At 41.2% G+C, this 5,911-nt stretch carries 6 protein-coding genes; 1 reads left to right on the plus strand and 5 read right to left on the minus strand.

Annotation, left to right across the window (positions count from 1 at the left end; genetic code table 11):
• Positions 1-151: 151 nt before the first annotated feature.
• The 5 genes from A7325_RS12355 to A7325_RS12375 form a co-directional block, all read right to left on the minus strand.
• Complete coding sequence (locus tag A7325_RS12355) at positions 152-1,108, minus strand: replication initiation protein (RefSeq protein ID WP_227515016.1); 957 nt, start codon at positions 1,106-1,108, stop codon at positions 152-154.
• A 569-nt stretch (positions 1,109-1,677) separates the two neighbouring features.
• Entirely contained in the window at positions 1,678-2,331 is a 654-nt protein-coding gene (locus A7325_RS12365) for a tetratricopeptide repeat protein (RefSeq protein WP_068408589.1), read from the minus strand.
• A gap of 179 nt (positions 2,332-2,510) precedes the next feature.
• Positions 2,511-3,083, minus strand: coding sequence for a hypothetical protein (locus A7325_RS14310; protein WP_413771801.1), 573 nt, complete (start codon positions 3,081-3,083; stop codon positions 2,511-2,513).
• A 3-nt stretch (positions 3,084-3,086) separates the two neighbouring features.
• Complete coding sequence (locus A7325_RS14315) at positions 3,087-3,632, minus strand: MbeB family mobilization protein (RefSeq protein ID WP_227515017.1); 546 nt, start codon at positions 3,630-3,632, stop codon at positions 3,087-3,089.
• Between the two features lie 701 nt (positions 3,633-4,333).
• Complete coding sequence (locus A7325_RS12375; RefSeq protein WP_068408593.1) at positions 4,334-4,666, minus strand: plasmid mobilization protein; 333 nt, start codon at positions 4,664-4,666, stop codon at positions 4,334-4,336.
• A gap of 257 nt (positions 4,667-4,923) precedes the next feature.
• Here A7325_RS12375 and A7325_RS12380 point away from each other — a divergent pair, with 257 nt between their 5' ends.
• Positions 4,924-5,703: a pentapeptide repeat-containing protein gene (locus tag A7325_RS12380; protein ID WP_068408595.1), complete on the plus strand. Its 780-nt coding sequence runs from the start codon at positions 4,924-4,926 to the stop codon at positions 5,701-5,703.
• Positions 5,704-5,911 lie beyond the last annotated feature (208 nt).

The following is a 5,911-nucleotide window of genomic DNA, read 5'->3' on the forward strand; positions in this document are numbered from 1 at the left end:
AAAGCATAAGATACAGGAAAATAAATTTTTTACAAGCAATCAAGCAGGCAAAAGCAGAATGCTAGGAAAGGTAAGAGCGATAGAGAATAGCCTAAGTAAGAAAAGGCTGCTCATAAGAACGGGCTGTTATCTGATTTAGGCTTATCCACTGTCAAATTTTGCCGAGTCTTTTTCGCCTTTGATATGTGCTTTCTGATATTCCTAACTTTATCCAAGGTTTTAGCGATTGCTCCGATGTGGCTACAGGCTTCCGTTTAGATATCTTACCGCCTTTACTACCTTTAATTACTTGGCGGTAAATAAATTCATTATAGTGGTATGCATCACGCTTCCAGCAGTATTTTGCAATGCTTTTAGCAGTGGCTTTGATTTCTGAGTAAGGTAATGGCTCTGAAAACATCATATTCACGCTTTGAGCATGTTTAAGCACTGAGTTATACCATTGCTCCCAAGTCTTTCCTCGATGCTCTCTAATCGCAGAATACGCCCAATGACGAACAGTGTCGAACAAGGAGCAGTTCCTACCAAGTCCATATTCTTTCTCTTTGTTTGTTAAAGGTCTTAGATCAACGAAATCTGCTAGATAATTTAGCTCGTAGGCTTCTTTTGTCCATACTTCGGTACGCCAATGGCCGTGCATTGGGTTTTTAGTGATGAAGTTGGTATAGCCAACGTCTGCTTTTGTTTCTCTGACAAGTCCTGCTTGTATTTTAGCAAGATAATCTAAGGCTTTACGACTGCCGTGCTCACTGGTGCAAACAGGTGTTTTTAGCTCATAGACAATATGAGCGTGTCCGTTTGAGGGGTTTTGGCTTGTCCACCGTGGCGGTGGTAGGTATTCTTCCGCCCAACGCATTGCTCCATGCTTATGATCAATGTCTAGGCAGATAAAGTGGGTCATGCAAGGAGGGTTATGCTGGATATACCGCATCTTGACGGCGGTTTGCCTAGGGCGAATGACAAGATGACCTAAATCATCGGTGCAATAAGGCTTATGAGGGAGTGCTTCGTATATTTCCGGTAGTATTAACATCACGCACACTTGTTTTGGTGCGCCTGCTGATATAAAATGTCCGTATCGAAAAATGGGTTTTATATCTGCTGACACAGATTAAAATTCATCTAGCCCCTAGTGTTGGTAGCACTGGGGGTTAGTCGTTTCTAGCATTTGAGTTTACGCTTTCATAACTTTCACGTCAAATAGCATTTTCCGCTCAAAGTCACGCCATTTAAGGCGGCCATCGCTCTAAAAATTCGTACCTACGTCATTCTTGATATTTGGATCAAAACAATACTGCTTAGTGCATTGTTTTTTATAAACATTTTTATAGAAAACAACTGGCTGTTTCTGAAGGTTATATATTACGGTTGCAGACCTACGAATATGATTAATATAAATATTGACAACATAGCAGGCACTTGTAAATAAAAAGCTTTCTTTACATTTTTGTCTTTCCAACACTTAAAGTAAAAATAAACTGTAGGGATAAGCGGTATAAATATTGACGACAAAAATAAAGCTTTGCTATATCTCCACATTAATATCCAATGCCAAATTGCGCCTATTACAGCCAATATTACTAACAGAACGAAGATGATTGTAACCACGTTTTCCATCAAACTTATACCTATTATTATGAGTTGACGCAATGTACCAAATTTAGGACGAAATGGATGTTAGCGACCTTTCTCATTCAGTTCTCGATACTTATCACAACCGTCTTCATATCCATTATCACAAGAGATTCCGTACCACTCTTTTGCTGTGATTTTGTTTTGTAGAACACCATCGCCCTTTTCATATATTCTGCCAAGAGTAAAAGGTGCATATTTATTACCTTGCTCAGCCGACTTTTTTAACCAGTAAATACCTTTTGTATGATCTTGTCTTACGCCTATACCGTAGTAATATTTAGTGCCAAGCAAAGACTGACTTCCATCATGCCCTTGTTCAGCAGCCATCAAATGCCACTTTAAAGCTCTTGAAATATCTTTTTGAACACCATTGCCATCTTCATATTTAATAGCAAGGATAGCTTGTGCTTCCATCTGACCTGACTTAGCGGCTTTTCTATACCATTCGACTGCTTTGACCTCATCTTTCTGAACACCATTACCATGATCGTACATGTTAGCAAGCACGAACTGAGAATCAGGTGATCCTTCCTCAGCATCTATTTTGACCTCATCAAAAGTTGAGGTAATAGCTCCACTCATATCAAGGCCTGTATCATCTATATGTGTATAACCAACTTTAGCTGATGCACTTACTCCAGATAACAATCCTAAGATTATCAATCCACTACTAAGCATCCTTTTTAATAGTTTCATAGTCGTTATATTCCTCAAAGTGGTTAAAATTAAGATTGATACGCTGTAGAGACTTCAAGCCTTAGCTTGTATCTACAGTGTTTACTCTACTATGTCTTGCCTTAGCTATCGACCCATACTCGGAGACCTTGACCTTGTGGGCGCTTTAGCACGCTCAAGTTCTTGCTCTTTGGCTTGTATTAGCTCTCTAACTTGCTCAGCAGCGTGTTTAATTTCTTCACCTCCTCTTGTATTGCCGTCTGCGATCCGGTTATTTTCGCTTGTGACTGCTCTATTTTGATCTGTGCGTTCACTAATTCGCTCAATCCGTCCTCTAACTTCACTGTATCGCTCTCTAATTGCGTCGTATCGCTCTTTAGATAGTCGGGCGGTGTTATCGTGCTCTGATACGTCTTCAACTGCGCTACGAGCTGCATTTGTACGTTCCCTAACGCCAATAACTCGCTTATCAACGTTGATTGCGTTGTTACGTGCTCTTTCTGATATGCGACCCAGCCATTGAACACGTTCGTTTGTTCTGTCATTGAAGTTTGCAACTCCTTGAACAACGTCGGCAATCGTTCCAACTCTTTCGTCTTCGTCTCTGCCAATTTGTTCAATGAGGCGGTCAATTCCGCTATATCTTGGTCTTTCTTGCGCAGCTGCTGCTCCATGTATCGCTGTTGGCCGTCTAGCATCTTCTCTTGGCGTATGATCGTATCTTGTTGTGCTTGCATCGCTTGCTGTACCTGCTCTAGTAGTCTCTTGTCCATAATCTACCTCTGCCCATAGTTGATCGGCTGCTGCATCTGTGTTTGCGGTTTTTGAATGATGTAGGTCGGTTTTGAGAACTTGTTGACTGATACTGCCCCTATGATGATGCCTAGCACCAGTATCGTAAGTGCGACCAAACTGGCTACGATTGCCCATTTCTTCATTTCTGATCTGATGACCTGCGCGATCCTGTCCTCTCGCTGCTCTATCAGCTGCGCGATGTGCTGTGTGTAGCTCTCTATCATCGTCTCTGTCTGTTCTGCGAGTTGGTTTAAATCTTGGGTTAAATGGGCTTGGACGTTGCTCATATAGGTTTGTAGGGCGGTACTCATATCGGTTTGATGCTTGGCTAACATCGCGAGCAGCTGCTCGTTGCTCAAGTCGAGGCTTTCCATGCCTTGTTTGATGATAGTCTCGCTTTCTTTTAATTTCGCTGTCATAAAGCTGTTTAGCTGCATCGTAGCGTTCTGTACTTCTTGCTCGATAGTCTTCGCTTGCTGCTGTGACTGTGTTTTGAACTTCTCTGCTAAAGTTAAAATCTCGCTCATATAATCCGCCTGTCAGCCTAATATTTCGTTTTGCTTTGGGGTCTGGGTTTTTGATACTGATTGCTTTGTCGGTCTCACGTGCGATCTCAAAGCCACCATCTTTTAGGGCTTGAATAACGCCGTCACGATTGGTTATCGCACCCTGAGCCACTAACGATTTTAATCCGTCAGTAATGGCTTGCCTCGTGTCTTTAATATCCCTTGGTAAGTTGTCACGCTGCGCCATTAATCGCTTTTTGGCAGGATCATTGGGGTCGGTAAATCCATGCTCGATGTTCTGCATGTCTTTCCATGCGTTGACACGGCGCTTATCTACGTTATGAACATAGGGCTGAAACGCACGGCCATGCTCTAAATCGACATTCGCAAAGACAAAGTTCAGCTCTAATCTGCCTTTGTCTCTGTGTTCTATCCAACTAACACTTACTCTATCAACGTCTAGCCCTGCTCGAATGGTTTGCTCAAAGCCGTCCATTAAAGCGTTTTTTTGTTCTTGGGTTACTTGGTTGGCGGTCTCGGTAAACGATAAGCAGCCACTGGTATATTTTTGCTTAAAGTCGAGGCTATCAATGAGCAAGGCTTGGTTGTCTATATCGCCTCTCAAAACTTCGGCACCAAGACGTTTGCCGTCGGGCTGCTCTTTGTCTTTAAGCAAGTAGTCAAACACGCCTTTGCTACCACCAGTGCCATTGGTGAAGAATTTAACGATCATCGGGCACACTCGATGCTAGTACTTTGTCTAGCGTGGTTTGCAAATCCAGTAAGGCGATTAGTACGGCATTACCGACTTCTTGCCCTGTATTGGTCTGCTTGGCAATTTGGTTGATATTAATACCGATGCGATTAATGGCTCGCACCAATTCGGGATCGGCACTATGCACGATTTTTTTGGTCTTAGGTTCAGGCGCGGCTACCGGCTGATCGAGTATCAATCTACGAGCATAGGTTGACATATCATGTCTGCCTGCACGCTTTTTAATGTCTAATATCTCATCGTCAGATACTCTGATTTTTAGCCACTTTGTCCTTGCCATTTTAGCCTCACGAGTAGCGGTTGTTTTTTTACCCCTCACGGCTTTTTGTGAGGGGTTGGGGTTAAGGGGTTTCCCCTTACCAGTATGCCTTGGGTTAATAGTAACATAGTGGATATTGTACCCACGGTATATGCTGGCTTAATAATAAATTAACTTATTACTCAATCAAATAAGTACATATTCAATATGTCATATTATTAAAAATATCCTTTCGGGAAAGTAAAGTATAAGATTGCTAAAAAAAACTGGGACTATGAATGAAAACTACAATTTTTATATTAATAGCTTTAGCATTTATTACAATTCTTATTACTGGATTTTGGGGAATTGTCAGTGACACAATATTCCCTAGCTCAACATGGGGATTGTATGACAAAGAATTCTTTGAAGACCTTCTAGTAGGAATTCACGGAGGGATTATCGACCTATTGATAGTCGGTGTAGTTCTTTACTGGTTTGATATCAGAAGGGCTAAAAACGATTCAATAGAGGAGGCTGAAAACGACCTAGCTAACCTAGAATATTATTCTGGCTCTGACGCATCATTTAAATTTTATGGCTATGTAAGGTATCTTGCAGCACTAGGAGTCAATAAAGTTAAAATGTCTAATGGAAAACTGAGCGATTTAAACATAAAATCGCTAGAACTAGCAGATTCAAACTTAATTGGTGTGGACTTCTCTAGGAGTACTCTGAAAGACGTCACGCTAAAGAATTGCCAACTGCAAGCTGCCCAATTTATAGATACTAAGATAAGAAAGTGTATATTTCAAAATTCAAATCTAGAACGTGCAAAATTCATTAAAGCAGAACTAAAGAGTATAAATTTTGAAGGCTGTAATATCAAAGGCGCAACCTTTAAAGATTGCGAACTACAGAGTGCGATATTTAAAGGTGTAGACTGCAAGGGCGTAAGCTTCAAAGGATGTAACTTAAGATCAGCGAACTTCCTAACTGCTACAAACATTACGAGGGAAATGATTTTAGAGTCTAGTAACTACAAGTCTGTAAAGCTACCAGAAGGAATAGTCATATAACTGGGAGGGAATTGAACCACTCTACTAGCGAAAACACTAAGGAAATCGCAATATCCGAGACATTGAGCCTCTCCAGCACCAGCCAGTTGAAAGCATAAGATACAGGAAAATAAATTTTTTACAAGCAATCAAGCAGGCAAAAGCAGAATGCTAGGAAAGGTAAGAGCGATAGAGAATAGCCTAAGTAAGAAAAGGCTGCTCATAAGAA

Origin of the sequence: Psychrobacter sp. SHUES1, assembly GCF_001652315.1 — a bacterium.
GTDB classification, from domain to species: Bacteria; Pseudomonadota; Gammaproteobacteria; order Pseudomonadales; family Moraxellaceae; genus Psychrobacter; species Psychrobacter faecalis.